The sequence below is a fragment of the Psychrobacillus psychrotolerans genome, assembly GCF_900115805.1.
In the GTDB taxonomy this organism is placed as follows: Bacteria; Bacillota; Bacilli; order Bacillales_A; family Planococcaceae; genus Psychrobacillus; species Psychrobacillus psychrotolerans.
The window spans coordinates 469963-496305 of the sequence record NZ_FOXU01000001.1 but is presented as its reverse complement, the minus strand read 5'-3'; the positions used below and the strand labels follow the sequence as shown (position 1 = coordinate 496305).

The window sequence follows — 26343 nt, the reverse complement described above, 5'->3', positions numbered from 1 at the left end:
GGAGGGAAGACATTGTTAACTAGTAAGAAGTTAGATTATGTACAGCCCTCTTTGAAGGGCACTGTTCGTATACCGGGAGATAAATCCGTCTCTCATAGATCTATTATGTTTGGTGCTATAGCTGAAGGAACTACAACAGTTGAGGGTTTCTTACAGAGTGATGATTGCTTAAGTACAATTGATTGCTTTCAAAAGCTTGGAGTGGATATATCCATCGAAGGGGAGAAGGTTACGATTAAAAGTGACGGAATTGCGAACTGGAAGGAACCTGACGAAATATTATATACGGGGAATTCGGGAACAACTACTCGTTTAATGCTCGGAATTTTAGCAGGCTCCTCCGTGTCCTCCGTTTTAATAGGGGATGAATCTATTCAAAAACGTCCAATGAGAAGAGTAACGGATCCTTTAAAAGATATGAATGCTAAACTAATCGGGCGAGAGAACGGCCAGTTTACACCAATTGCAGTTGAGGGTACTCAATTACAAGCTATTCGTTATACAATGCCTGTAGCTAGTGCGCAAGTGAAGTCTGCCATTTTACTAGCAGCTTTAAATGCAGATGGAGAAACTATAGTGGAAGAACTAGAAACTTCTCGGGATCACACAGAGAAAATGTTACAACACTTTGGTGCAACTATTGCAGTAGATGGTAAAATGATACGTTTACAAGGTGGACAAAAGTTAACAGGAACTCATGTGGTCGTACCTGGAGATATTTCCTCTGCTGCCTTCTTTTTAGTAGCTGGAGCAATTGTTCCTAATAGTAAACTTACCTTAACAAATGTAGGTTTAAACGTAACAAGAACTGGCATTATGGACGTTCTACAAGCAATGGGTGCATCCTTTACAGTGAATGACTCAGAAAACAGTAGTCATGAAGAAATGGGTACAATTGAAATTGAAACTTCTAATCTTGTAGGTACTGACATTGGTGGAGAACTTATCCCACGACTAATTGATGAAATTCCTATTATTGCCCTACTTGCTACCCAAGCTACTGGAAAAACTGTTATAAAAAATGCAGAAGAGCTCAAAGTGAAAGAAACAAATCGTATTGATGCAGTAGTGAATGAATTAAAGAAACTGGGCGCAAATATTACTGCCACCGATGATGGGATGATAATAGAGGGACCCACGTTACTCCATGGTGGGGATCTGCTTACTTATGGAGATCATCGTATTGGAATGATGGCTGCAGTAGCTTCTCTAATCACTACTGAACCCGTAACAATTGATAATGCAGGATGTATTGCTGTTTCTTATCCAACATTCTTTGAAGATATTTCAAGTGTTATCAAGTGATACTTGCATGACTAACTGATTTTAGGATATTTAAGATGAAACAGACACCCTCTTTTTCCAAAGAGGGTTTTTTTCTTGTTCAAAAACAAATGTTCTTGTAGGATAAAGGTATAATGAAAGTATGGTGATAATATGGACAACTTTACTCCCTTTATCCACGCGATGGAAGAAGGAAACATAGAAAAAATTAGTACAATGCTTGAAAGCTTTTTATTGAATGGCGATCCCGACGAGCAATACCAGTTAGCAGATCTATTAACACAATCTGGTTTTTTACAGGAAGCTATTTCAATCCTAGAACATCTTCAGTTTTTATTTCCTGAGGAAAATCAATTGAAAATCGATCAAGCCCAGCTGTATTTAGAAATGGACAAAGAAGATGAAGCACTAGAAATGCTAACGACTATCGAAAAAACAAGTGACGCGTATCCGCAAGCACTACTCACGTTAGCAGACTACTATCAAATGCTTGGACTATATGAGGTTGCAGAACAAAAGATAAACGAAGCACTGACACTTTTACCTAAAGAGCCTTTGCTTTTGTATGCTAAAGGTGAATTATTGTTTGAAACCGGCAGATACTTAGAAGCAGCACGTGTGATGGAGGATCTACTGCCCCATCAAGAATCACTTCAGGCTATCGATTTGTCCCTTAAACTAGCAGAAATTTATAGTGCAGGAGCAGCCTATGAAGAAGCGATTCCATACTACGCATTAGCGCTTGAAAAGGAAGTAGCTCCAGACGTACTATTCCATGCAGCTTATGCATCGTTCCAAGTGCAGCAATATGAAACTGCTGCCAAGCAATTGGAGGACCTCCTTCAAATCGATCCTGACTACTTCTCAGGCTATATGTTACTTGCAGAGACCTATGCGATGCTCGAAAAAAATGAGGATGCTCTAAAAGCAATTACAGATGGAATCGCTCGTGATGAGTTTGAAAAAGAATATTATTTATTTGCAGGTAAAATTTCCTTGAAATTGGGTAAAGTGAAGGAAGCAGAAACTTTTTTAAGAGAAGCAATTGCATTGGACCCAGAATATATGGATGCTATCTTCATTTTATCTTCGTTGTATTCAACAGAAGAAAAAGATGAAGAGTTAGTGGAGCTCTATGAAACGTTGAAGCAGGAGCATTTTGAATGGTCTGCCATGTATCCGTTTTTGGCAACCGCTTACGAAAGATTAGAATTGTATGAAAAAGCATACGAATTTTATCAGCTTGCATATACTGAACATATAGAGGATGTTCCATTTTTAGAAAAGTATGTTTATTTCCTTCTAGAGGAAGGGAAAAGGGCAGAAGCAAAAGAAGTTGTACTGATTTTACAAAAACTTCAACCGGAAAATAGTGAATGGTTTGAAATGTTCGAATAAATGAGGGAAGGAGAGGTTACGTGACTGCTTCTGTTTCAGTTGGTGAGAAAAAAGAATTTGTTCGTTGGTTTTTGAAAAAGTATCAGATGAAAAGAAGAGAGTGCGTGTGGATCTTGAATTATTTAATAAGCCATGAGACATTGTTAAATAATGTACACTTCGTAGAGGAGGCACATTATTGTCCTCGAGCAATGATCATGTCTGTGACTACGTCCTCAGGTATACCTTTTAGATTTTACAAGGGAAGTATTATGACCGCTGATGCTGAAAAATCTTTCCATGATTTACGATTACATCCAGAAGAGGATATGTATATTCAATTAAACTTTCAAATGATGCCACCGAGTCCAGAGTATCTTGCAGTACTAGAAGAGAATCCTTATATGCCAAAATATTTACAGATCAATGAGAAGGATAAAATGATAGCTGAGGATATAGTTAGTGAAAGCTTGTATTCATTTCAAGTAGAGCAATTAAAAAAGCAAATTGATAAAGCAATTGATGATAATAACAAAGAAAAGTTTATGGAACTTTCTTCGTTGTGGAAGCAAATACAACATAAAGAGATGTAGGAGAGGTTACAAATGCATTGGAACGGAAAAGATAGCACAGTTTTTCAAACACAAAAAGAATATATAGATACAGCAGTGATTCCACTTATACAGATTGATGGTTCTGATGAAGGTTTCCGTTTTGCAGCCTCAGCAGCTGAATTCACATTGTCATTAGCAAACGTAATTGAAAATCAGTTCAAAGGGAGGATTGTTTTATTTCCTTCCTTCTCTTATACAAAGAGTCAGGACAAGCAATCGATATTTGAAACGTGGCAAGAAGAACTAAACAAAGCCTCATTCAAACACATCTTTTACGTTACTTCTGATAGAGACTGGAGTACAATGGGAGAAGAACAAAATATTATATGGATTCCATCTATTCCACTGGACTCCATGGACCAAAAAATGAGAAACTCAGTATTAGAAGATCAATTACGACAACTTATTCCGATTTTTGCGAAAATATGGGCGAATTAGTGACAATTTGGAACATAATTTGTCTATAAAGTTTATAATTCGAGGAAATCGAATATTGACCTTCCTTTTTTATTGATATATCATGTATATGTCCTAGTATTATTATTCAAGCAAGTATGTCCATTGGACTGAACCTTTAAGTAAGAGGGGGGAAAAGGATGAGTAACAATAAAGTATCAAGACGTCAGTTTTTAAGTTACACCCTAACAGGTGTTGGCGGATTTATGGCAGCTGGAATGCTTATGCCAATGGTACGATTTGCAGTTGATCCTGTATTGCAGAAAAAAGAAGGCGGAGATTTTGTATTAACGGAGAAGAAAATTGCCGATATTACAGAAGTTCCAGAACGTGTTGACTTCACTTTTGAACAAGTGGACGCATGGTACAAGTCTGATATTACCAATGCAGCTTGGGTATACAAAGAAGGCGATGAAATTATCGCACTTTCTCCAGTATGTAAGCATTTAGGTTGTACAGTAAACTGGGAAGCAGACCCAGCGCACAAAAATCAATTCTTCTGTCCATGTCACGCTGGTCGTTACGAGAAAAACGGTAAAAATGTACCAAAAACACCACCTCTAGGTCCGTTGGATCAATATGAAGTTCGTGAAAATGACGGGTTCTTAGAAATTGGGAAAGCTATTCCTAACACATTAGTTTAAAGTAAGGGGGTACGACATCAGTGCTTAATAAAATCTATGATTGGGTGGATGAACGTCTTGATATTACTCCTATATGGCGTGATATTGCAGACCATGAAGTACCAGAACACGTAAACCCTGCACATCATTTTTCGGCATTTGTATACTGTTTCGGAGGATTAACGTTCTTCATCACGGTAATTCAAATTCTTTCAGGTATGTTCTTAACTATGTATTATGTACCTGATATTGAAAATGCATGGGAATCTGTTTACTATCTTCAAAATGAAGTAGCATTCGGTGAAATTGTACGTGGGATGCATCACTGGGGAGCATCACTTGTAATTGTTATGATGTTCTTACATACATTGCGTGTATTCTTTACTGGTTCTTATAAAAAACCTCGTGAACTAAACTGGATGGTCGGAGTACTAATCTTCGCTGTTATGTTAGGTTTAGGATTTACAGGTTACCTATTACCGTGGGACATGAAAGCATTGTTCGCAACTAAAGTAGGTATTGAAATTGCAGCATCTGTTCCATTCGTTGGTGGAATTATTAAAACGCTTTTAGCTGGTGATGAAACAATCATCGGTGCACAAACATTAACAAGATTCTTTGCGATTCATGTGTTCTTCTTGCCAGCTGCTCTATTTGCATTACTTGCAGCTCACTTTATCATGATTCGTCGTCAAGGTATTTCTGGACCACTTTAATGGGTAAATGGAACAGATAATTGTTACAAGGAGGGGACACTATGCATCGCGGAAAAGGCATGAAATTCGTTGGAGACTCACGTGTACCAGATCTTTCTAACCGTAAGAAAAACACTCCAAAAGACTATTCTGAGTATCCAGGCAAAACAGAAGCTTTCTGGCCTGACTTTTTACTTAAAGAATGGTTAGTCGGTGCGGTATTCTTAGTTGGTTATTTGGTATTAACTGTTGCACATCCATCGCCACTTGAACGCCCAGCTGATCCAGCTGACACAGGTTATATTCCAGTACCAGACTGGTATTTCTTGTTTTTATACCAATTATTGAAATATGAATTTGCTTCAGGACCATTTAATATTATTGGAGCAATCGTAATGCCAGGATTGGCTTTCGGAGCGCTATTATTAGTACCATTTTTAGATACAAGCAAGGAAAGAAGCCCATGGAAACGTCCATTACCGACAGGATTCATGCTTCTAGCAATTGCTTCAATCATTTACTTAACATGGGAATCTGTTGTAAACCATGACTGGGAAGCTGCTAAAGCTTACGGTGAGATTAAAGAAGAAGTATCAGTCGAGTTTGATGAAACTTCCGAAGGTTATCAACTTTATCAAGGTTCTTCTTGTATTGGGTGTCACGGTAACTCCTTTGAGGGCGGTATCGGTTTACCATTAGTAGGATTAGAATATACTGCTGAGGAAATCGTTGAAATCGCTCATGAAGGTAAAGGCGGTATGCCTGGTGGAACATTTACAGGTACCGAGGAAGAGTTACAAAAACTAGCTGAGTATATCACTACATTACAACCAGCAGAATAATTTTAACAAATGAAGAGAGTCAGGAAACTGACTCTCTTTTTTTCTTACACAAAAAGGGAGTCCAAATAAATGAAAGAATTGCTAATGTATATAAAACTAGTTCTCTTTAACAAAACATTTATGTGGCTATTATTCATAGTAAATCTACTTGGCACTATTTATGGCTACATTTGGTATGAAGGTCAGTTGTCCCAAACGGAGGCAAAATTCCTACTATTCGTTCCTGATAGTCCTACAGCAAGTTTGTTTTTTACAATTGCTTTATTTGCTTGGTTATTAAAGAAAAACTGGAAGTTGATTGAAGCTCTAGCTTTAATCACACTAGTTAAATATGGGTTATGGGCTGTAGTCATGAATATTTGGACATATGTTGAAAATGATTATCTAGGTTGGATGGGTTGGATGCTCGTAGCATCGCATTTTGCAATGGCTGTTCAGGCTATTCTCTACATTCCTTTTTATCGCTTTAGATGGATACACATCATAATAGCTGCTATTTGGACATTACATAATGATGTGATTGATTATGTCTTTGATCAGATGCCAATATATAGTAGTCTAGATAAGTATGCTGATCAGATTGGTTACTTTACATTTTGGCTATCTATTGCTTGTATTTTGTTAGCTTCCTTTATTTATCAACAAAGGTCAAAGCGTATTAGTTGAATGTCTCTATTATTCCTATTAAAATAAGAAGTATAGATTATAGAGGGGGAAAAAATTTGGCTTCTTATCTTATATACTTTGCAATAATTCTGTTATTGCCTTTGTATGCACAAATGAAAGTTAAAAGAACATATAAAAAATATTCAAAAGTTCGTTCTACATCCGGGATGACAGGGGCTCAAGTAGCAAGAACAATTCTTGATGCAAATGGTTTAGCTGATGTTCAGGTTGTGGAGAGTAGAGGGTTTTTAAGCGATCACTATAATCCAATGACAAAAATAGTGGCATTATCTTCTCATAATTTCCATGAAGCTTCTGTTGCAGGTTCTGCGATTGCAGCACATGAAGTCGGTCATGCCATTCAACATAAAGAATCATATTCGTTTTTAAATTTACGTCATAAATTAGTGCCAGTAGCTAATATTTCGTCAAATGCTTCTTGGGTTTTCATCATGATCGGTATGATAGCTAGTTTCCCTAATCTGATGTTGATAGGGATCGTGTTATTAGCTGCTGGTGTTGTATTCCAAATTGTAACATTACCTGTAGAATTTAACGCTTCGAGTAGAGCGATGGACCAAATGGTTTCTCACGGCATTATTCGCAATGAGGAAGAACGTCACGCGAAAAAAGTATTAAGCGCAGCTGCTTTAACTTATGTTGCTGCTACAGCAGTTGCTGTTTTAGAGTTATTACGTTTAGTATTAATCTATACTGGAATGAGTCGAAACGATTAATAAAGTTTAAAAAATGGAGGGAGATGACTGTAGTCATCTCCCTCCATTTTTGTTTGCAAATGAATTGCAAATGAATTGTTCACTTGTAACATCATCTAACGAATTCGAAAAAAGGGTCGATTTTTCCTCAAGAGTTTTAGCACTTCAACATAATTATTAATTTTTTTGGTTCTGTTAAAGATAAAGGTTGATAATCGTTATGAATTGCGAAGAACGCCCATTTAATTTAATAAAGATTTAAGGTACAATCAAGTTAATATTCAAACGTAATATGATAAGTCATGTTATCCCCCAGTGATTTTTGTCATACTGCGTACATAAAGGAGCAAAGTTTCATGCATAATAGTCCAATTTAACACCCTTCATTTTTTTCAGGCAATTCAGAAGAAAATGGGGGATAATATTGAAATCAAATCGTAATTTTCTTTTTTTAATGATTGGCCAATCATTAGCTAATATAGGCGACGTGTTGTACATTGTCGGTGTTATTAGCATTATTTACAGTTTAACCGAGTCAGCTACCGCATCAGCCTTCGTTCCGTTTACCATTACTTTTTCTATGTTTATTTCAAGTGTTTTAACACCACTGCTAATAGGTAAGTACAATTTGAAACGTTTATTAGTTGGTTCACAGATAGGAAAAACATTATTTTTATTGGGCTTAGGATTTTTTTTGATGATGGGTTTTAATTCAAATAACTATTATTTCATATTTGTAGCGATTGGTTTGATTGCTCTTCTTGATGGTTGTGCGAATCCAATTAGACAAACTTTAATTCCTTTTTATGTAGCGGAAGAAAGCTTAGTAGAAGCAAACGGAATAGCAGAAACAGTTACACAAACTATCCAAATAGGGACTTGGTTTTTTGGAAGTATGCTATTAATCGTATTCAGTCCAAACCAACTAATCTGGATAGTTACTGTACTATTTATTTTTTCAAGCATTTTCTTGAGTTTGTTAAAAAATGTAGAACACAAAGAAGAAAGACAAGAAAAAAAATGGTCTCAATTAACCAAAGGTTGGCGAACTATTAAACGGACACCGTTATTAAAAACAGTGGTCCGTATGGAATTTTTTGAAACTATTGCTGGCTCAGTTTGGATAGCAGCAATAATATTGGTCTATGTCGAACAGGCTTTAAAGGCGGAAGAATATTGGTGGGGTTATATTAATGCAGCTTTTTTTATAGGCTTAGTAGTAGGAAGTTTATTGTGCATTAAGTTTTCCTTGTTTGTAGATAAAAAACGTCACGTTTTTATCATTACAGGAGCGTTTATGACTTGCATTTTTACGGTTGTATTTGGATTGACGAGTTTCCCTGTAATCGCAATGGTGCTATCCGTCTTAATTGGGCTTTTTGGACAATTGAAAAATATACCCCAACAAACATTAATTCAAACAAGCGTACCCAAAGACCAATTAGCAACTGTTTATACTTCTCTTGGCACTATTGGAACAGGCACATTTGGAATTGCCTCGCTAACAATGGGTATTCTTTCAGATTACTTCGGTGTACGTAGTATTTTTATTGTTTCTGGTATTTTACTTGCAATAGTTAGTATTATGGCTTTAAAGAATCAGAATTTGTTTAGAAAAACGACGGAGTCAGAATAATATATTTAAAAGAGAGAAGGAATTTTACTTCTCTCTTTATTAAGTTATATATGCTTTCCTTTTATGAAGGATTGCTATGATAGAGATGTTTTTTACTAACGGGTGCTTGTGCGGCCAATCCTAGGTCGTATCATATAGCGGGTGGGATTCCCGTCGAGAAAGAACTAGCCATTCACTCGTAGCGAGTCTTGGAGGGCTAATGGTAACATTAGCCTTTAAGCGTAGACAGTTAGGTGGCGGGCCGAAAGCCAACTGGTTGAAGGGATTGAGCTCCATAATGTTAGTAAATCGAGAGGTGCCTTAACTTCGTATAGGGCATAATCTATTGTTGTACAAGTGAGAATGAATCTGTCATCTATCGGTGCCCTACTATAACAAAATAACCTAGTAGCATTTCACTACTAGGTTAAAATCTTAAAACCTAATTATAAACTTATATACTCTCCTGTTTTAACGCATCTATAATGTTTTCCTTCTTCACTTTTGAACTCGCATATAACATGGTTGTGCTAACCATGATAAATACAGCCATGATAACATATATTATACTTATCCAAGGGAGTGTGAATTCAAATTGGAAGCTAGTCATCAGTGCTTTGTATATCAAATATATTACACCGATACTGATTGGAAGCCCATAGAGTAATGATTTTATTCCATAAAATATACTTTCGTAATTAATCATTTTATTGAAACCTTTGGGCGTCATCCCAACTGATTTCAGCATCGCGAATTCTCGTTTGCGAAGTGAGATACTCGTCGAGATGGTGTTGAATATATTGGCTATAGACACCAATGTAATTAATAAGATGAATCCATACCCCAATACGGATATCAAGAGAATCAGCTGTTCATTTTCCTGCCTATCTTTTAACCCATTGTTAATGATAAGATTACTTTCTTTCATTTCCTCGATTTCCTGTTGTGTGGCCATGGGATCCGTGGACTTTAGATTTAGCCACAATTGAACATTTTCTCTGCTTTCCAATTGATCCATGACTTGTTCAGAGATAATCATATTCAAATTCCCATAACTCGCCTCTGCTTGCTCGACTCCCATAGGAAGTTGACCCGTTAAGGCAGCTATCTTAATCTTATTTACGGGTGTCTCTTTTCCGGTTTCCCAATCTATATCAACTATGTCAAGGCTCTGATCAACTTTTGCATGAATGGCCTTTTTCGCTACAATTTTATTTGCTGCTGCATTGTTATAAGAAAGCTTATCAACCACAATAGCAGACAGGTTTTCTGCGTCAATGAGTTGCTTGTAATCTGCACCCACACTTTTCGCATAATTTTGTAGGTTTTTATCATCTAAGACATGAAAACTAATGAAATATCGGTACTTTCCTTCTTTCAGTAAACTTGGGTCATCTTTAGCCAAGTCATGATATTCATTTGCAATTACATCTTCATCAACCCAAGAAAACAAACCAAAGTTTTTCGTTACATTCCATTCCGTTATATCATCAAGATTAGCAATCGAGTTGATAACCCGATCATCTAAGTTTTCCATACCGAATTTAGAAACTTGAATATCATAGTTCTTATCCGGTGGGAGTTCAATCGTTTTCTGTATATTGTCTGTAAAGTAAGACATGCTCAAGAAAAGAACGATACTGATGACAAGTGAAAAGACCGTCGCTTGATATCTACGTTTATTTCTCTTTAAATTTTTCAGACCAATGTCTGCTTCCATACCGAAAATTTTGCTAACCAACTTGGATGTTTTCACTGTTTTATTTGTTAGTTTAACATCGTTTGTTTGTCGTATCGCATCAATCGCAGATATTCTAGATGCTTTTCTTGCTGGTAGATAGGTTGAAAGGAAGATTGTTAGGATCGACACGGCACAGGCAATCAATATAGACCCTGGTGTAATAGTTATCGCCAACTCCTCAGTTATGCCAAAAATCCCTTGACGAATCATCGGATTAATAAACAAGAACGTAATACCAATTACTACAACTCCCAGAATGATTCCAATTGGTATACTGATTAAGCCAATAACCATCCCTTCAAAAAATACCGAATTCCTCTTCTGTCTTGCTGTAGCGCCCACGCTTGAAAGCATACCTAAATGACGAGACCGTTCGGAGACAGAAATCGCAAATGCGTTATATATAAGCGATACTGATCCAACAATAATGATGCCCGTAATGACTAATGATAATGATAGAATTGTTCTATTCAATTTATCGCTAATCGCCAATCCATAGCGTTTCAATAAACTATAATTAAAATCAATAGACTCAGATCCAATGTTATTTTGATTAGCTAAATCCTCTGCGTGTGTAAACAAGGAACTCTTCACTTTGTTTAATACAACTGCGGCATTAACGATATCATTTGCACCCAATGTGCCTTCATCTACATAACTGAAAATGGAATATCCCGGTGCCTCTGCTGACTCCCATGTCGGTCGTTTTATGATGCCTACAACTTTATAACTTTTAGCTTCTGTATGTTCTATTGTTTCAGCACGCTCACCTTTATCTGTTACCAGTGGGTCCTCTTGTTTTAGTGCCGGTGCATCTCTAGCCCCCGTCCTAATTCTTTCGCCAATATCGAGTGTTATCGTGTCTCCGATCTTGTATACCACTTTAGCGTTCGTTGCAATTTCCTCCGAAATAACAATTTCGTTGTCTGCTTGAGGAAGTTGCCCTGAACTTAGTTCAATTGGAAATTGCTTGAATCCTTGTTCATTATATTCCCTAATATGTAAATAGGGTTTATTCGCATTATCTCCCTCTTCTATTAGGGCATAGCCTCGATCTCTTGATACACCAATTGTATGAGTGTCCTCATCTGCATCAATCGCTTTGAGTTGAGATGGATTCACATCTTTATAAAGGACATGCCATTCCCCAGTAGTTGTTATCGTTTGCCTTAGCATTAAATCCATAACCGAAACCACAAATGTAGGAACCATTGTCACCATCATTACAGAGATAATGACACCGATAATAGTCACTAGTGTGCGGCGTTTGTTCTCCTTTAATTGTCTTACTGTTAATTTGTTAACAATATTCACGGACGAATCACCTCGTCTTTGGCAATCCTTCCGTCTTCAATGGTAATGATTCTATCGGCTTGAAGCGCAATCCGCTCATCATGGGTAATGATAATCAGCGTTTGATTAAAGGTTTTATTAAACATTTTTAATAAATCTATGATTTCGTTGCCATTTTTACTATCCAGATTACCTGTTGGTTCATCTGCTAGCATAATCGTAGGATTACTAATTAGTGCTCTTCCAATCGACACCCGTTGTTGTTGTCCACCCGAGAGTTGATTTGGTAAATGCTTTAAGCGATTAGCTAAATTTAAAGTCTTCACGATATCCGCGAATTGCTTCTTATCCACCTTATGTTCATCAAGAAGTAGGGGAAGCTTAATATTCTCTTCCACCGTTAAGACCGGAATAAGATTATAGAATTGGTAGATTAATCCAATTTGTCTTCGTCTAAAGATCGCCAGTTGCGTCTCATTAAGATTATAAATATCTGTGTTGTCCACGAACACTTTGCCACTTGTCGGTCGATCCACACCACCAAGCATATGTAGAATCGTTGATTTCCCTGAACCTGAAGGACCAATAATAGCGATGAATTCTCCTTTGTTTACTGTAAAAGATACATCATCAAGTGCTTTTACCGCACTTTCACCTTTACCATACGTTTTAGACAGATGTTCAATTTTTAATATTTCCATTGTAAGACCTCCATTTGTGTTAATGAGATCAGTATATCTGTCTATTGTGACTTTACAGTGACTGTTACATGACTATTTAGTCACTTAACTTAATGCATTGAGTTATTTATAAATTTTAATATGAAACTGTGTGCCTATTCCTTTCTCACTCTTGATATTGATATCTCCATTCTGACTTGTAATAATACTGTGAGATAAGGCTAGTCCAATACCGACACTATCTTCGCTTGCATTCTTTCCTTTGTAGAATCGTTGGAAAACATAGGGTAACTCTTCTTTCGGAATCCCTTTTCCGTTATCAGCAATGATTACTTCGGTATACAGTGCATTTTCTGCAAAAGATATAGAGATCTCCCCACCCTCAGGTGTGTGCTCCACGCAATTTTTCAGAATGTTGATGACAGCTTCAGCGGTCCAATTAAGGTCACCAAGAAAAGATACGGCGTCATCACCCTTAATCGAGACCGTTTGTTCCTTAATGTCCATTGGAATCAGAACAGGCTCGAGTGATTTTTGAAACAATGTTCTGACCAAAATAGAATCTTTTTTAAATTGAACCGTTCCTGCATCGATTTTGGAGAACTTTAATAATGAAGATACAAGCCATCCAATCCTTTCGAGTTGAATCCGTATATTACGTGTGAATTCCGTTCTTTTCTCAGGAGGAAGTTCGGGTTCACTTAATAAATCTGCCATGACTGTCATGGAGGTTAGGGGAGTCTTAAGCTGATGTGATATATCGGAAATCGCATTCGTAAGCTGGACTTTATCATGTTGTAAAAGCGCACTATGTTCAGATAACATGAGTGTCACTTTATAGATGTCGTTCTTTAGAATACTCAGCTCACCTTCCTGATTATCACGAACGTCTAACGTGTAATTCCCATTACTGATTTGGCGTAAATAGCTAGAGAGATTCCCAATCTCCGTATATCTCCATCTCGTAAATACCAAACTGCATGTAATAAGTAACGCTGAAGTGATACAAGTAAGCACTACGACAGCGAGTGACATCATTGCCGAGATCACAATTGCCACGAGACTAATCGAACACATCGTAACGAATAACCACTGAATCTCTCTATTTCGAAGCATACTAAACACCTACCTTATATCCTAGACCGCGCACTGTTTTAATAATCTTTGGATCTTGAGAGTTGTCCTCTAATTTTTCTCTTAATCTTTTAATATAGACCGTCAATGTATTATCATTCACAAAATCACCTGCCACATCCCAAATCCGTTCTAATAACTGATTTCTTGAAAGAATCTGCCCAATATGGTTCGCAAAAATAAGCAATAATCGGTACTCTAAGGCAGTCAATGAAATCTCATCGTCATTCTTATAAACTTTCCCTTCTAGCGTGTTAATCCGTATATTTTCGATTTCAATGATCGATTTGGTTTGGGTCTGTTGATGATATCTTCTTAAGACGGATTTAATTCGCGAGAGAAGCTCACGGATACGAAAAGGTTTAGTAATATAATCATCTCCTCCCATATCAAGCCCCATCACGACATTCACCTCATCATCTATCGCTGTTAGAAAAATAACAGGAATATCACTCCGTTCCTTCACCATCCTACATAATTCGTATCCATCACCATCGGGTAGGGATATATCAAATAAACATAACGTAAATTGATCTAATTGTTCAGCTATCACCTGTTTAGCGGTTACCGTATCATAACAAAGAACCGTAGAAAAGTGATCCTGTTGCAATGAATATTCAAGTCCTGAAGCAATTGTACGATCGTCTTCCACCAGCAATATTTTCATTAGAAAATCATCCTCACTTATTGTTACTTTAAACCTTACCTTAATATCAAAAAAGCAGCAATAATTGATATGGCAAAAAATTCTGGTTGCTGTACTATTTTAAAGATAAAGAGGGTCGTATATTGTTAGTCAAGCTTAATAAGAAGGTTTTTCTACGATTGTGTTGAATAAGTTAATATATGTAAGTTATTGAACAAAAGGAGGACTTTATATGAGTATTACGATTCGTAAGATGCAGTACGCAGATACAAAACAAGTTCAAAGTATAGCGAAAACAACTTGGAATGCTACATATGAGGGCATAATTCCATTAGAGGTACAAAATAACTTCTTAAATTCAGCTTACAATGATGAAGGTATGAAACAACGTTTAGAACGTTCTATTCTTTATGTTGCGGAAGTTAATGGTAAAGTTGTCGGTTTTGCAAACTATTCCCCAGTAAGAGATGGTGGGATTGTTGAATTAGCTGCTATCTATCTTAATCCAGAGTTTCAAGGGAAAGGAATAGGTACTGCTTTATTACAACAAGCAATTAATGAATTAAAAGGTACAAAAGAGATTTATATAAACGTTGCAAAAGGAAATAAGATTGGAATGACCTTTTATGAAGCGAAAAGGTTTGAAATTGTAAAAGAGTTTGATGATGAATTAGATGGGCATATTTTAAGAACAGTACGGATGGTTAAGAAAATATAATTATTAAGCGTAGCTTTACTTCAAGAAGGGGTAAAGCTTTTTCCTAATTGTACTAAAGTCGCAGGGTAGCTGAATAAAGAAGATTGAAAGAAAAGTAATTTACAAAAAAGGGATGGGAAGTAAGCTCGCTATTATAACAGTAAACATGGAGATGAAAGTTATACAAAAAATAAATCCATAATTTGGTGGATAGTGAGTATGATTCTTATTGTTAGGTGTTTTCATAATCACTTTGGATAACTGGTGGTTTCAAATGTACTTAAACAGACGTCCTGCATTACTTGAACAACGGTAAACTCCTTTCTTCTCAAATAACTCCGCAGATAGTGAATAATTCGAATATAATATTTCATATGTATGTATGATGACCGAGGTTGTGATGTTTTTAGCATAAATAAAGATACTCTTTTACCTTTATATCATAAGTATAGAAAATGGATTTTAGATTATAATCGTATTGAAATTGATCATTCCCTTGGTGTAGGGCTATTCAATTGCTATGAAACCTCTGAAGAAAAGGAAAAAAGACTTAAGGCAAACAGAATAAAAATAAAACAATCCCAAATAAACTTATCGCAGGTGAATACATGTCACATTACCCATGTACTTGCAATACCAAATGAATTTGCAAGAGAATGTATTAGTGAGATAAGTGAAACGGGATTTAATATTGCCATTGAAGACAAAAGTTTTGATTATATAATTAAAGCGACTAAAACAGAAGCTTTGGCACTTGTTGATTATCAAACTGAGCTTATGTTTTTATATTCCAAAAAATATAAAGGTATTTATAAAGGGTGGTCAGTAAAAAAGCTTTTTAATTAGAAGAGTTGGAGTATTAATTATTAATTCCCTTTATCATACAGGAGGACGAGGACTAAACGCCTCTTTGTTGAACTTACTGAACTAATGGGTGCTTTACTTTAAGAGGGAGAAAGCCTTTTACTTGTTTAGTTGAAGAAGAAAGGAAAGGAGTCTTTTATGTACAATGTATTGTATTTATATCCAGTCTTGAAACAGAATAAGGAACGGTTTATAGAAATTAATAAAATGGCCTCTGTTATTTACAAGGAATATGGTGCGATTGAAGATGACACTTACCAAAGCACTTTTATTGATGCTATCTATGGTTGTAAAGGGATGGATTCATCGGTTGAACTACAGGAAAATGAAACTTTGATGTGCTCAGTTTCTACATTCAATAATAAACATCATCACGATGTTGTTCTGAAAGAAGTTGACGCTGATCCTAGAATTGAAGAATTATATAATGAGATGCTTAACGTTATTGATATGAGTCGAGTAGTTCGAGGTGAGTTTGAAAAGGTTTAATTAGAAAATAGATACTCTTCTTATTTCATTAAGTCGGGATTTTGGTCTTCCAAGAAGGGATTAATGCCCCTTTTGTTGAACTTGTTTAACTAAATGGACAGCTTAGTGGAAAAAGGAAATATAATAAAATGGGGGTTTTAATATAGCAAAACGATGGGGATTTACATATATATTTTGTAACGATTTGGAGAAAATGAAGTGGTTTTACTCAGACATACTTCAGTTAATACTTATATGGGATGATAAAGGTTCCATAGCTTTTAAAATTGGTGAACACCAATTGAGCATTGATTACAATGAAGAATTTAACCCACCATCAAGAAAGTTTTCCATTCAACCAGGGTGGAAAGGTGGAACAGAACCAAGGATAGGTTGGTCGTTAGAATGTGATAAAGAAAATTTCGGAAAAATTGTAAATTCCGTATTAATAAATGATATAACAAAATATTACAATAAGCCCATATGGAAAGGATATTGGAGTTTTCCTATTTTAGACCCTATGAATAATACAATAGAAATCACATGTTCATGTACTGAAAAGATTATCCACTAATAATCATGACATGAACTAAGTAGGATAAGTATTATACATTTTTCACTAACGGATGCTTTACTTCAATAAGGGGTAAAGCCTTTTTTCTTATTCAATTAATGCCGGAGGTTAGTTGTATAGGGAAGCATGATAAAATAGGTAAATGACATACTTCAACGGGTGAAAATATGGATAATATTATAGATCAACTAAATGAAATTAAAAACGAATTAGAAAAGCCAATTCCATACAGGGATACAGATAAAATACAAGTAGATTTTCGAACAGAATTTTTAAGTTTATCTGATGAAGAAGATTGTCTAACGGGTGATTTTAATAATTACTGTATGAATATAGCTGGAAGTCTAAGTTATGTTTTAGCGGGTAAAACAAATAAAGTTCCACAAGGTCAAATTGAGATGTTGCAGAAATCTTTCTTTGATTCCTTTAAACAATATAAGTTTTTTGAAGACAAAATTGAAATCTATAACGATTTCTTTCGGGAATATAAAAACTTTGAAAAAACAAGAACATTGTTATTACATCTGTTGTCTAAATAAGCATTTCTTATTAAGCTAACGAGTGCTTTACTTCAAGAAGGAGTAAGGTCTTTTTTAGAGGATTTAACTAAAAAATACTGAATTGCTAATATAGTACAATATATACAAATGAGAGTTGTGACTCATTTTGAAAAATGAATTTTATAATAAAGCAAATGAATATGCGATTGGCAGACCAACTTATCCAAAAGACATTATAAATTTACTAACGTTACAGTTTAGTTGAAGAAACTAAGATGGCGTCTTTTTAAATGGGTAAATTATTTAAATTTGGAACCCTCATTTAATTCAAACGTAAAATAAGGCAGTATTAATGATCAGGAGTGATGGAATGGTTAGAAGAAGAGGGACATATCAAATAAAAATTCGTGACAAGCAGCTCGTTTGTTTTTTTTGTCAGCACGATGAATTTTTGCATCGTGAAGTTTATACGGATTTAAATCCTTTAGGTGAAACGGTAACAGACCAGCTCACATTGCAATCATTTTATTGCACGTCATGTGGTGAAATCCGAATGTTTCAAGAAAAAAACCGATTTGATCATATGTTACAAAAACATGTATCTATTATTGAATACACGGAAGTGACAAAAGAATGAGCGGGATGGATGAACCCCTACGCCCCCAAAAAAGTCGTATCACGATTTATGATGAGCCTGTTATTTGTAGATTTTGTTCACGTGATGTGTTTATTCCCTATGAAGTTTTTGTGAATGTTGAACAACCGGGTGTAAATAGGCGACATGTTAGTTATATAGCAATTTGTCATCATTGTGGTCAAGCCAAACATTTTGGAGATCCAAGCCATTATGATAACGAAAAAGATAATTATATTTGGGCCTTGAATCAGTATTTAATTTCCATTAGAAGTTATAAGATTAAGATTATATTTTATGTTGGAAAGAAAGGTAACGGCAAAATAAAAAATTTTACAAATAAGCTTATTCAAGATTTTGGTATAGAAAAAGAGAATATAAATATCAGTAATTTAAAAGGATTAGCAGAACTTCAAATAAAGATTTCTAATTTAAATGAAATTGAAAATATCAGAGCTGATATAATGAATTCCGCGAGACGACTTTATATAACGATTAAGGATCTAACCATTAAATAAATTATCTAAGTACTCTAATTATTTGTGAAAAATTATTGTTGGCACAACTTTTTTCTCCAAACATAATCATCCTCAATTTTTCTTGTTATCTTAAGCTAAAGTTTTGGTTGGCAAAGATTCAGGGGGAATTAATAGGTTGGCGGTGAAATAAAATATTAGTTTCTATTTATATTCTAATGGCAACGTGGGTTATTATATTTACTATGTTTTTATACAGTCTGAAAAGAAAAGGTAAATTAAAGATTAATTTTAATCAATTTGTAATAGTGTACCTAATTTCTATTGGATCAATGATTTTAACAATTGGGTTTTTGATTCTAATGGGATAAAAGGAATGTAGAGATGTTTTTCACTATTGGGTGCTTTAGTTAAACAGTGGCTGCCTATAGTGGTAGCTGTTTTTTATTTAACTAACGAAGCAGGATAGTGAAGGAAGGGGAATTTTATGAAGAGTAAAAGAACTTTATTTTCGGCTATAACAATTTCTGTTGCCTTTTTAATTGTTTTTTTAATTTATAATTCTTTTTCGTCTGTGTTAACTGTAACTGATTTTACTGTCACTGAAAAAGGGTATTCTAACGATAACAATGAAGCATGGATAAAGGGATTTAACCCTAATGCCCCAGTAGGACATCAAGAAGGGACTAAAGTAATTGTTAGGGAACCGATGGTAATGAATTTAATTCAGAAAGATAAGACGTACTACGTAAGATACACGATAAAAAGAAATGGTTTAATTTTTCTTAGTGATATTGAAACTATTGAGGATCTCAAATAAGCTTAGTTATTCAAATAACGGATCCTTTACTTACAGAAGGGGTAAAGGCTTTTTTCTTATTGAACTAAAGCAGCAGTTTAGTTTAACAAGAGTTGAATTATTGAATACCAAAATAGATTTTATCGTCTAATTGAAAAGAGGTTAAAGTATTATGAAATTAAAATTTTTATATTTAACCTTAGCAGTATTTTCGATATGGGTAATCATTGGTTGTTCAAATAAACAAGTTATAGAAAATACAAATGATACGGATAATTATGGAGATGTTAGGGCAGTAGCATGGGAATTTATAAATGAAAAAGGTTGGTATGACAGGGCTAAAGAAGATTGGCAAAGTGCGAAAGTGAAAAAAACGATTGCTGATAATAGCTACGAATTTTTGGATAAAACTTATGATGGAAAAGAGGTATTAACGGTTTCGTTCGAAGATAAAGATACTGTTGTATTCGGTACACCTTTAATCCTCGTTGACCCCAATACCAATGAAGTAATTGGCTATATACCAAGTGAATAAAATAAATTTTATTAAGCTAACGGGTCTTTACTTCAAGAAGAAGTAGAGCCTTTTTTCTTACTGAACTAAAGAATCAGATTAGTTGAAGAAGGAATAACTAGAGGGAAGTAGAATATATTTAAAAGGTCTTTTCTCTTAAATTAAGTACGTGTTCATAATGATAAGTTATGTTGATCAAAAGCTCTTTTTTCTTAACATTGGGGGAGGTGTGAAAGGAGTAGTTCATGTGAAATCTAATAAAGTATTAAAAATTGTTGACCCCGAAGTCTTCTTATTTAACAGATTTGGCGAAAGAAGAATTAAAGTCATATGAACATTTTACTGAGGAATATGACACAAAATACTTAAAAGGTTTTTCACCAGAAAAGATTTAATATTAATCTATTAGAAAGAGAGGAGAATTCAAATAGATTCATCAAGTTTCAGGATTAGCAGGTTAATTTTGTACTTTGTACTCGTGTCATTATTCCTCTTTGTATCGGGTAATATCGGACAATATTTGATAGAAAAACAAGATATGGATCGACAAATAGGCATGCTCTTACAAGGAGTAATCTTTACTGGGTTAACGCTTTTTATACTTTATATACTTAAAAGAAAAAAACCAGACGTTTTTAGTAACATTGGCTTGAAGGGTGTAAAATCATCATCTAAGTTGATAGTGGGAATTACTTTGCCTTTTACTTTAGTCCTATTAGGTATTTTAACGGCTTATATATTTGGTGGCATTGAAAATGTTAGATTTAATTTTACATCAAGTGTTATAATTGCCATTTTAATCAATGCACTGACAGCATTTATGTATGAGGCATTTCCAGAAGAAGTCTTTATACGTGGGTTAATATTTCAAGAGTTGAATAAGAAATTTCGCTTCATCATCTCATTAATTTTGCAACCGTTGATGTTCATTTGTATTCCGATTACTGTAATGGCATTGGAGTCAATATTCTTTAGTGATCCATTTGTAATAATAACTATAGATTATATTATATTGCTCCTCACTTTTGGAATTGCTCTACAGCTATATAGAAAGTATACAGGAACATTATGGATGAGTATTATTTTCCATCTTGTTTATCTTGAAGTGGTTCGATATATTTCTATGGGTGGTATTTATAACCCGGATGTCGCTCTTATAGAGTTTGATGAGGCATTTGAAGGATTCATGACTCTATACTTGTCATTTTTGTTTATAGTGGTATTTAGTGTAGTGGTGTTGTCACTTTTATTACTAATTGAAAGCAGAAAAAATAAGTTATAAAACTTAACTTATTTTTTCTGTTTTTAGTCGTTTAACATTTGAAAAAACACTTATTCAACCAAACGGGTGCTCTAGTTGAGTATCATGGGGGTACTAAGGTTAGTCATTTTTCTTACTGAACTAATGCGGCAGTTTATGGTAATTTGTTTAATATTGGAACTTCTGGTTATTTTAAACGTATTAAAATAAAGTAACAGATTAGTTGAAGAGTGTTGTTTAACTTGTGTTCTGTTCAACAATCGTGCCAGTTTGTAGAAAACATAACAGGAGGTAAATAAATGGATGCTTTGATGTTAGATGGATGGACTCCTATATTGCTTTGCGGAATTGTGTTTGCAATTGTGATGTTTATTACGTCCCGTAAAGTTTCAAGAAAATCTTTAATTTCCACTTCTACTGTATTAAGTCTAATTTGTATCGGGGTAATTATTTATAGCGTAATTGGAATTGGTGGTTGGGATGGTATGGGACTGGGTTTATTTATGATTACTATTTTAGCAGGAATATGGATAGGTACTGTTATTGGAGCTATCTCAAGGAGTTCAAATTTATAAGAATGTCATCTCGTTTTTCACTTATTAATGTTTACTCTTTTATCTGCTACCGTTACTTCCAGAGCATGACTATTCTATACACCCGATTGCGGAAAAATGAATTTTATATTTATAAAATATTAGGAGGAATCCATTATGTTAGACTTTAAAACTACTGATTTATGCGACGACTATTCAGATGAACTACAAATTAGCGATATCGCATTTCGTTCTTTCGGAAAAAAGACACGTTTTTCAGGAAAAATTGAAACTGTAAGTGTGTATGAGGATAACGTGCTCCTCGTTGAAGCACTTGAAAGTGTACAGGAAGGCTCCGTAATTGTTGTAGACGGTGGTGGTTCTAATCGATGCGCACTTCTTGGCGATCGTTTAGCGGGCATAGCGCAGTTAAGAAAGTTATCAGGCGTTATTATTAACGGTTATGTTAGAGATTCTGTTGATCTTGCTAAAATGAATGTTGGTATTCTTGCGTTAGGAACAAATCCCCTGAAAAGTAAAAAAGATGGAACAGGCGAGCGCAATGGCAAATTCCACTTTGGTGGAGTCGACTGGAATCCAGGAGAGTATGTTTATGTGGATGAGGACGGGGTTATTATTTCTAAACAGCCTCTTTTATAAAAAATAGAGTATTTACTAACGCTGCATAGAATTTTAAAAATGCCCTTTTCCATTTGGATAGGGGCGTATTCAGAAAAGCACGAGTTTTGGAACATAAAAGGTTTATGAAATTACTGATAGTTTTTTAGCAGCAACAATATAGAGAATGAGAAGAAATGTACTTAAAGTAATGGGTGCTTAGTTAAACAAGTCGCTGCCTGTAAGGGTATAGAGTGGTAGGAATGATTATTAGTGGATTTACTTTCGTATTTCTCAAATATCCTTTTTCTGTTATTACTCTTATCTTTTGTATGTAACCTTTTTTACTTTCGATAAGGAAAAGGAAGATAATCATTGGACATTTATAATGGGTATATTATTATCTTTGGTGGGAGGGATATTTACATGTCAACTTATGAAAACGAAGAAGTGCTAACAGGAGGGAATGTCTCTAACGTTTATCGTTCGGGAGATACTGTGCGACGAGAATTAAAGCCAGATAGTCACAAAATCCATAAGCTATTACAGCATTTGGAGAACAAAGGTTTCAGTTATGCACCAAAGTTTTTAGGTATCGATGAAATAGGAAGAGAGATATTATCATTTATTGAAGGAGAAGCTGGGAATTATCCTTTAAAAGAATACATGTGGTCTAATGATGTCTTAAAAGAAATAGCGAATATGCTCCGTCTTTATCATGATTCTGTGAGTGATTTTTTATTTGATGATAGCTGGCAATCGTTAGATAACACCCCCAAACTATTTGAGGTACTATGCCATAATGATTTTGCAATATACAACCTTATTTTTAATCATAAAAGACCAGTAGGTATTATTGATTTTGATGTTGCTGGTCCTGGTCCAAGACTTTGGGACATAGCGTATACTCTTTACACCTGCGTCCCCTTAAGTAGAGTTTATCATTCCGAAACCGGTGAGGCTGTTTATTATAATTCATACCAGCATGCCGACCGTATAAAACAAAGAGTAAAATTGTTTTTTGAATCCTATGGTGAGGGAATAGATCAGGATTATTTGGAGATGGTATTGCTAAGATTAGAAGGATTATGTAAAACCATAAAAAGAAAAGCCAATGAAGGTGACATTGCTTTTCAAAAGATGATAAATGAAGGGCACGTTGAACATTATCAAAACGATATTAAATTTATTCGCGAACATGGAAAAGAGTGGATTTAATATAAGAAGCAAAATATGGATTTTTGGATATTTTCAAATGCACATTAGTTTAAAGTAAAGATGCTAAAAACCACTTTCCGTTAGCGTTATGGGAAAGTGGTTTTTTCTTGAAATAAAGTTAATGTATCTTTTGCATCTGCTATGGCATCTAGTAATGATTTACCTAATTGATCCGTTACTGACACAATATATTCTTCATCTGTTGGTGTATTTAAAATCGCGGAAATGGCATTAATCGAGTAATGGGCACTTCTTAAACTACGAATAACTCGTAGCTGCTCAAGTTCTATTTCACCATAGGCTCGGTCCAGTCACGGAACGGTAATGAGTCCGCTACGTTCCCAATTTCGTACAGTTTCAGCTGTAGTATCTAGAAGTAGCGCAACATCTTTTCGAGAATGTGTGCGTTTACTAACAGTAGGAATTTTCTCGAAAAAGCAGTATGTTCCAGGACGATCTTCCTCAATTAGGTGCGAGTGTTGAACATGCGTCCCCTTTCTTGTTGAGTTACGCAGCGGGGTATGTGGCCGGGCCTAGGTCGTATCATATAGTGGTGGCACTCTGATTATATTATTTAAATCAACATCTAGCTGGATATTCTGGGTTCAGACTAGAACTTTCTACCAATATACAACCATACCCGAATCCAATAGAATGGATAAGGTAGTTTTTACAAGATTCTTAATAGTATAAGGAGAGCAAATGAAGTGAAGAAATGGAAAGTTATATCGGTAGTCATTATGTTAACTGTTGTTATGATGATAATGCCTAGTAAAAGTAATGCTGCTTCCCTGTCAGAAACAGAGAAGTTGGTTCAAAAAGCGGAGAATGCTGCAACAGCATTAAAATGGGAAATCTCCTTAGAGCATCGAAAAACATTATATTCAGATCCTATTGCATTACCGAATATGAACTTATATAATGCTACGAAACGTGCTGGTCAATTAGCATACAATGCAATTAATACGTTACCAGCTAAGGAAAAAGTTAAATTAACTAAAAGAATGGAGAGCAACGTAGACATACATTTTCATAGGGCAATGGCTTATATTGACGCTGTGAAATCTGGACATAAGATTGCGGTTAAAACAAGTGACTTAAATGATGCCTATCGATTAAATCCGTTAGGTACGCAAACCGAAAAGGCTTATCATGATTTATCGAGCGAGATTAGAAAGCAAGCGATATTGCTATATCGTGTATATGGTAAGTCAACTAGAGATGCGATTTTAGAGAAATATAAAGATCCAGGGGAAAAAGCCAGACAATCTAGCATGTATGTAATAAGTGCAAAAATAGAAATTGAGCAGTTTCAGCGATCAATTGCTAATAATAAAACCAAAGAAGAACTTCTCTTGACCGCCAAGCAAATTCAAGCGACTGTTAATAAAATACAAGATGAAAACGCTCGACAACTATTACTCACAAAATTAGATGCGGCTAAAAAGACCATTCCAGGAATCAGTCTACTAGATTATGATGAGTTCTTTTATTTACCGAATTTAATTCGGGAGGTTGTTATTCATCCATCCCAGCCTATTATTTATGCTTTAAATGAAAAGAAAGATATCCTAGAGATTAACTACAAAACGGGTAAAATTCGGCAGCTTACAATGAATCTAGTTCCCGAGACTATTTATTTCTATAATAATGAGCTTTATGTCGCTTTACTAAAAGGCCCACGTGGTCCTTATGGGCAAGTTCAAAATCAACAAGGGGCAATTGCAATTATTAATACTTCTAATTTCACCTTGACGGACCAGTTTGATATTCAAATAGATCCATTTGATATTGTCGCAGATGACAAGGCCATATACGTATCAAGTGCTTCAGATGATACAGGAAGTATTCGAGGGTATTCAAGAGAAACATTACTTGAAACTTCTAAAGTCCTCTACATTGATAATCAAAGTTATATAGAAATGCATCCAAGTTTAGATAGACTTTATGCGGTTGATACGACTGTTAGTCCTAGAGATGTGGAAACTCACTTTATTGTAGATGGTAAAATAAAAAGAGGATACGATTCACCTTATCATGGTGATTATCGACTTAATACAAATATAAGCATTTCTCCAGATGGAAAATATATTTTCAACGGTTCGGGTGTCGTTATGGTTGCTTCTGATTCAAAGGCAATGAATATGACGTATTTAACAAAACTAAATACACCGTTTGAACAAATTACCTATAACTTGAATGATGGACTGTTCTATACAGGTAATAGGAAAAATCTAGAGGTATACAATTATGAAACAATGGAAAAAGTTAATAGTTACACATTGAGTGGTTATATCAATAATATATTTTATCAAAATGGGAGATTAGTGGTTGTTACCACTGAAGTATTATATTCTTCAAAACTCCCCAAAAATGCTATAAAAACATATAAGGTTAAAGGTAATGAAATTATACAGTAGTGGAAGGTTATTTCTGAGAAATCGATTTAGGGAAAAACTATTTGGAATCACCTAGAAAAAGGGGGCCAAATGAATAAATGATTGGTCCCCTTATCTTTATCCATCTAAAAACAAAAAAGCGTATTCAGTTTCTTTCTTTCTTTCTATCTATCTAAATAAAATTTATAATAGAGCAATTTTACTGCATTAAATAAATAGACTATAAATTCTTCATGTAGAATTCTGTACATATGGCTATAACTGATAATGTCATTAAAGCAAATTGAATAATGAAAGAAAAATGCTTTGTTCAGCAGATGTTTTAGTAAAAGAGCTGTTAGGACTGAATAAACAGATGAAGTTTAGGGATTGAATCTTTTAGCATGGATAAAGATAGTTTTTATAA

General features: G+C 34.9%; 28 protein-coding genes. 24 read left to right on the top strand and 4 right to left on the bottom strand.

The window, feature by feature from the left end; translation table 11 throughout:
• Positions 1-12: 12 nt before the first annotated feature.
• The 10 genes from aroA to BM260_RS02615 all read left to right on the top strand — a co-directional run bounded on the left by aroA (position 13) and on the right by BM260_RS02615 (position 8909).
• The gene (gene aroA / locus BM260_RS02660) at positions 13-1305 is read left to right on the top strand and encodes a 3-phosphoshikimate 1-carboxyvinyltransferase (protein ID WP_093534739.1); all 1293 of its coding nucleotides are present in this window, start codon (positions 13-15) and stop codon (positions 1303-1305) included.
• 132 nt (positions 1306-1437) lie between these two features.
• Positions 1438-2682 carry a tetratricopeptide repeat protein gene (locus BM260_RS02655; RefSeq protein WP_093534737.1) on the top strand — a complete coding sequence of 415 codons (1245 nt, stop codon included), beginning with the start codon at positions 1438-1440 and terminating at the stop codon, positions 2680-2682.
• A 20-nt stretch (positions 2683-2702) separates the two neighbouring features.
• On the top strand, positions 2703-3254 hold the full coding sequence (locus tag BM260_RS02650; RefSeq protein ID WP_093534735.1) for a ReoY family proteolytic degradation factor: 552 nt from the start codon (positions 2703-2705) through the stop codon (positions 3252-3254).
• Between the two features lie 12 nt (positions 3255-3266).
• Positions 3267-3713: a YpiF family protein gene (locus tag BM260_RS02645; RefSeq protein WP_093534733.1), complete on the top strand. Its 447-nt coding sequence runs from the start codon at positions 3267-3269 to the stop codon at positions 3711-3713.
• 158 nt (positions 3714-3871) lie between these two features.
• Positions 3872-4375 carry a QcrA and Rieske domain-containing protein gene (locus BM260_RS02640; RefSeq protein ID WP_090561754.1) on the top strand — a complete coding sequence of 168 codons (504 nt, stop codon included), beginning with the start codon at positions 3872-3874 and terminating at the stop codon, positions 4373-4375.
• A gap of 20 nt (positions 4376-4395) precedes the next feature.
• The gene (qcrB, locus tag BM260_RS02635) at positions 4396-5070 is read left to right on the top strand and encodes a menaquinol-cytochrome c reductase cytochrome b subunit (RefSeq protein ID WP_093534731.1); all 675 of its coding nucleotides are present in this window, start codon (positions 4396-4398) and stop codon (positions 5068-5070) included.
• 41 nt (positions 5071-5111) lie between these two features.
• Positions 5112-5891 carry a menaquinol-cytochrome c reductase cytochrome b/c subunit gene (locus BM260_RS02630; RefSeq protein ID WP_093534729.1) on the top strand — a complete coding sequence of 260 codons (780 nt, stop codon included), beginning with the start codon at positions 5112-5114 and terminating at the stop codon, positions 5889-5891.
• A gap of 69 nt (positions 5892-5960) precedes the next feature.
• A complete protein-coding gene (gene lhaT, locus BM260_RS02625; RefSeq protein ID WP_093534727.1) occupies positions 5961-6557 on the top strand; it encodes a lipoprotein heptaprenylglyceryl N-acetyltransferase LhaT in 597 nt (198 codons plus the stop codon).
• Positions 6558-6613: 56 nt separating this feature from the next.
• Positions 6614-7294, top strand: a complete 681-nt coding sequence (locus tag BM260_RS02620) for a zinc metallopeptidase (RefSeq protein ID WP_093534725.1) — start codon at positions 6614-6616, stop codon at positions 7292-7294.
• A gap of 403 nt (positions 7295-7697) precedes the next feature.
• Positions 7698-8909: an MFS transporter gene (locus BM260_RS02615; RefSeq protein WP_093534723.1), complete on the top strand. Its 1212-nt coding sequence runs from the start codon at positions 7698-7700 to the stop codon at positions 8907-8909.
• Between the two features lie 433 nt (positions 8910-9342).
• Here the strand turns inward: BM260_RS02615 and BM260_RS02610 are convergent, their stop codons facing one another.
• From BM260_RS02610 to BM260_RS02595, 4 genes are all read right to left on the bottom strand, one after another.
• On the bottom strand, positions 9343-11943 hold the full coding sequence (locus BM260_RS02610; RefSeq protein ID WP_093534721.1) for an ABC transporter permease: 2601 nt from the start codon (positions 11941-11943) through the stop codon (positions 9343-9345).
• On the bottom strand, positions 11940-12623 hold the full coding sequence (locus BM260_RS02605; RefSeq protein WP_093534719.1) for an ABC transporter ATP-binding protein: 684 nt from the start codon (positions 12621-12623) through the stop codon (positions 11940-11942). Before BM260_RS02605 ends, BM260_RS02610 begins: the two co-directional genes overlap by 4 nt.
• Positions 12624-12725: 102 nt before the next feature.
• Positions 12726-13718 carry a sensor histidine kinase gene (locus BM260_RS02600; RefSeq protein WP_093534717.1) on the bottom strand — a complete coding sequence of 331 codons (993 nt, stop codon included), beginning with the start codon at positions 13716-13718 and terminating at the stop codon, positions 12726-12728.
• A gap of 1 nt (position 13719) precedes the next feature.
• On the bottom strand, positions 13720-14403 hold the full coding sequence (locus BM260_RS02595) for a response regulator transcription factor (RefSeq protein ID WP_093534715.1): 684 nt from the start codon (positions 14401-14403) through the stop codon (positions 13720-13722).
• Between the two features lie 211 nt (positions 14404-14614).
• Between BM260_RS02595 and BM260_RS02590 the strand changes: the two genes are divergently transcribed.
• The 14 genes from BM260_RS02590 to BM260_RS02520 all read left to right on the top strand — a co-directional run bounded on the left by BM260_RS02590 (position 14615) and on the right by BM260_RS02520 (position 25958).
• Positions 14615-15100 carry a GNAT family N-acetyltransferase gene (locus BM260_RS02590; protein WP_093534713.1) on the top strand — a complete coding sequence of 162 codons (486 nt, stop codon included), beginning with the start codon at positions 14615-14617 and terminating at the stop codon, positions 15098-15100.
• 357 nt (positions 15101-15457) lie between these two features.
• On the top strand, positions 15458-15925 hold the full coding sequence (locus tag BM260_RS02585; RefSeq protein ID WP_093534711.1) for a DUF3885 domain-containing protein: 468 nt from the start codon (positions 15458-15460) through the stop codon (positions 15923-15925).
• Between the two features lie 129 nt (positions 15926-16054).
• Positions 16055-16432, top strand: a complete 378-nt coding sequence (locus BM260_RS02580) for a DUF1428 family protein (protein WP_175496166.1) — start codon at positions 16055-16057, stop codon at positions 16430-16432.
• Between the two features lie 142 nt (positions 16433-16574).
• Positions 16575-16985: a VOC family protein gene (locus BM260_RS02575; protein WP_322788063.1), complete on the top strand. Its 411-nt coding sequence runs from the start codon at positions 16575-16577 to the stop codon at positions 16983-16985.
• 167 nt (positions 16986-17152) lie between these two features.
• Positions 17153-17524 (top strand): YxiJ family protein, encoded by a 372-nt coding sequence (locus BM260_RS02570; RefSeq protein ID WP_093534705.1) that lies wholly within the window; start codon positions 17153-17155, stop codon positions 17522-17524.
• 331 nt (positions 17525-17855) lie between these two features.
• The gene (locus BM260_RS02565; protein WP_093534703.1) at positions 17856-18122 is read left to right on the top strand and encodes a hypothetical protein; all 267 of its coding nucleotides are present in this window, start codon (positions 17856-17858) and stop codon (positions 18120-18122) included.
• A gap of 5 nt (positions 18123-18127) precedes the next feature.
• Complete coding sequence (locus BM260_RS02560; protein ID WP_175496165.1) at positions 18128-18637, top strand: hypothetical protein; 510 nt, start codon at positions 18128-18130, stop codon at positions 18635-18637.
• Between the two features lie 445 nt (positions 18638-19082).
• Complete coding sequence (locus BM260_RS02555; protein ID WP_093534699.1) at positions 19083-19415, top strand: hypothetical protein; 333 nt, start codon at positions 19083-19085, stop codon at positions 19413-19415.
• 151 nt (positions 19416-19566) lie between these two features.
• A complete protein-coding gene (locus BM260_RS02550) occupies positions 19567-19929 on the top strand; it encodes a hypothetical protein (RefSeq protein WP_245762616.1) in 363 nt (120 codons plus the stop codon).
• Positions 19930-20371: 442 nt separating this feature from the next.
• Positions 20372-21190 carry a CPBP family intramembrane glutamic endopeptidase gene (locus BM260_RS02545; RefSeq protein ID WP_093534695.1) on the top strand — a complete coding sequence of 273 codons (819 nt, stop codon included), beginning with the start codon at positions 20372-20374 and terminating at the stop codon, positions 21188-21190.
• Positions 21191-21468: 278 nt separating this feature from the next.
• The gene (locus BM260_RS02540; protein WP_093534693.1) at positions 21469-21744 is read left to right on the top strand and encodes a YesK family protein; all 276 of its coding nucleotides are present in this window, start codon (positions 21469-21471) and stop codon (positions 21742-21744) included.
• Positions 21745-21879: 135 nt separating this feature from the next.
• Positions 21880-22362: a ribonuclease E activity regulator RraA gene (gene rraA, locus BM260_RS02535; RefSeq protein WP_093534691.1), complete on the top strand. Its 483-nt coding sequence runs from the start codon at positions 21880-21882 to the stop codon at positions 22360-22362.
• A 384-nt stretch (positions 22363-22746) separates the two neighbouring features.
• The gene (locus BM260_RS02530; protein ID WP_093534689.1) at positions 22747-23538 is read left to right on the top strand and encodes a phosphotransferase; all 792 of its coding nucleotides are present in this window, start codon (positions 22747-22749) and stop codon (positions 23536-23538) included.
• Positions 23539-24245: 707 nt separating this feature from the next.
• Positions 24246-25958, top strand: coding sequence for a hypothetical protein (locus BM260_RS02520; RefSeq protein WP_093534687.1), 1713 nt, complete (start codon positions 24246-24248; stop codon positions 25956-25958).
• Positions 25959-26343 lie beyond the last annotated feature (385 nt).